Below are 2117 nucleotides of genomic sequence, written 5' to 3'. Positions count from 1 at the left end.
ACGACGGCCACCGACCCCGGCGTCCGCGCGACCTGCGCCTCGAACAGCTCAGGCAGCGAACCGGTCGGCGTCTCGGCCGCCGTGTCGTTCCACTCGGACACGACGCGGTGGCGTTCGGTGGCGTCCAGGACCTGGACGGAGCGGAGCGGCACGTCCTCCTCGTGGTCGAGGGCGGATTCGAGGACGGTGACCAGGTTCTGGGCGGTCGTGCGCAGGAAGAGGCCGACGGTCTCCGGGTCGATCGGGGCGACCGCCTGGACGGCGAGCGAGATCCGGTCGCCGTTGTCGTCGACCGAGACCATCAGGGGGTAGTTGGTGCGCTCCTCGAAGAAGACCCTGCGGATGCCGTCGAGGCGTTCGTCGCGTACCGGGGACCCCTCGGTCCCGGTGTTGGCGCCGGTCCCCGTCCCGGTTCCGGGCTCCTTCGTTCCGCCGCTGTTGTGGCGGTAGTTGAACAGGGCGGTGAACAGCGGGGCGTCGGCGGCCACTCCGCTGGCGCGCTGGGCCACCGTGAGCGGCGCGTGCTCGTGCTCCAGGAGCTCGGCCAGTTGGCCGCGCATGGCGGAGACGGCCGTCAGGACGCCGAGCGCGTCGGTGCGCACGCGGACCGGGAGCGTGTTGAGGAACGGGCCCGGGACCCGGTCGGAGCCGGCGCCGGCGTTCATCCGGCCGAACAGGACGGTGCCGAAGACGACGTCCTCGCGGCCGCTGACCGCGGCGAGGACGCGCGCCCACGCCAGGTGCAGGAGGGTGGCGGGGCTGGCGCCCAGGCGGCGGGAGACGGCGAGCAGCCGGGTGTGGAGGTCGTCGCCGAAGACGACCCGGGCGCGGGTCGTGCCCGTGCCGTCGCCGTGGACGTCGACCAGACCGAAGGGGGCCGTGGTCTCGGTGACGTCGCCGAGGAGCTCGGCGAAGTACCGCTCGTGCTCGCCGGTGGTGACTCCCGCGCGGGCCTGGGCGACGAAGGTACGGAAGGGCAGGGGGTCGGCGAGGGTGCTCTCGCGTCCGGTGAGGAACGCGTTGACCTCGGCGAGCATGACCTCCAGGGCGGTGTGGTCCTGCACCATGTGGTGGATCCGCACCAGCGCCAGCCACTGCTGTCCGCCGGGCACGCGGGCCGCGTGGACGCGGATCAGCGGGGCGCGGTCCAGGTCCATCGAGTCGCCGCCCGCTGCCAGGAGCTGCGGCACCGGGTCGCCGGCCTCGGCGTCCAGGGTGACGAGGTCGACGGGCAGGGTGGCCTGCCGCCGTACGACCTGGACGGGCTCGCGCAGGCCCTCCCAGACGATCGAGGTGCGGTAGATGTCGTGGCGGTCGACGACCTGCTGCAGGGCGTCGGTGAAGGCGTGGAGGCGGTCACGGCTGTCGAACTCGACGACCGTCGGCATCACGTACGTGTCCTTGCCGCCCTCGGCGAGGAGGTGGTGGAAGAGCAGGCCCTCCTGGAGGGGGGCGAGCGGGTAGACGTCCGCGATGTTCGCGGCGCCGCCGTCGACGGTGGCGACGATCCGGGCGATCTCGTCGGGGGTGAGGTCGACGAGCGGCAGCATGTCGGGGGTGATCTCGGTGATCGCGGTCGCGTCGGCCGGGATCAGGTTGGCCGGTACGGCGACCTGCTCGGAGCCCGTCGAGGCGGCGAGGCCGGCCGGGGTCGGGGCGTCGAAGAGGGCTCGGACGGAGACGGAGACCCCGCGCTTGCGGAGCAGGGCGACCAGGCGGATCGCGAGGAGCGAGTGGCCGCCGAGGCGGAAGAAGTCGTCGTCCACGCCGACGCCGGAGCCGGATCCGACACCGGAGCCGGAGCCCGCCGCGTCGAGGCCCAGGACCTCGGCGAAGGCCGCGCAGAGGATCTCCTCGCGGGCGTTGGAGGGACCACGTCCGCTACCGGTGGCGTACTCGGGGGCGGGGAGGGCCTTGCGGTCGAGCTTGCCGTTGACGTTCAGCGGCAGGGCGTCCAGGACCACGACCGCCGACGGGACCATGTACGACGGCAGGCCGTTGGCCGCGAAGTCGGTGACGCGGGTGGCCAGTTCGGAGGTGGTGGCGGCTGAGGGCGTGGTGTCGTTCGGGACGACGTACGCGACCAGCCGCTTGTCCCCCGGGGTGTCCTCGCGGGC

At 73.2% G+C, this 2117-nt stretch carries 1 protein-coding gene; it reads right to left on the bottom strand.

All coding sequences use genetic code 11. The features are described from left to right. The coding region (locus AB0G79_RS33295; RefSeq protein WP_360813225.1) for a condensation domain-containing protein at nt 1-2117 on the bottom strand (2117 nt) is incomplete at both ends.

The organism is Streptomyces sp. NPDC020807 (assembly GCF_040641575.1).
In the GTDB taxonomy this organism is placed as follows: Bacteria; Actinomycetota; Actinomycetes; order Streptomycetales; family Streptomycetaceae; genus Streptomyces.
This window is presented reverse-complemented; position numbering and strand designations above follow the sequence as displayed.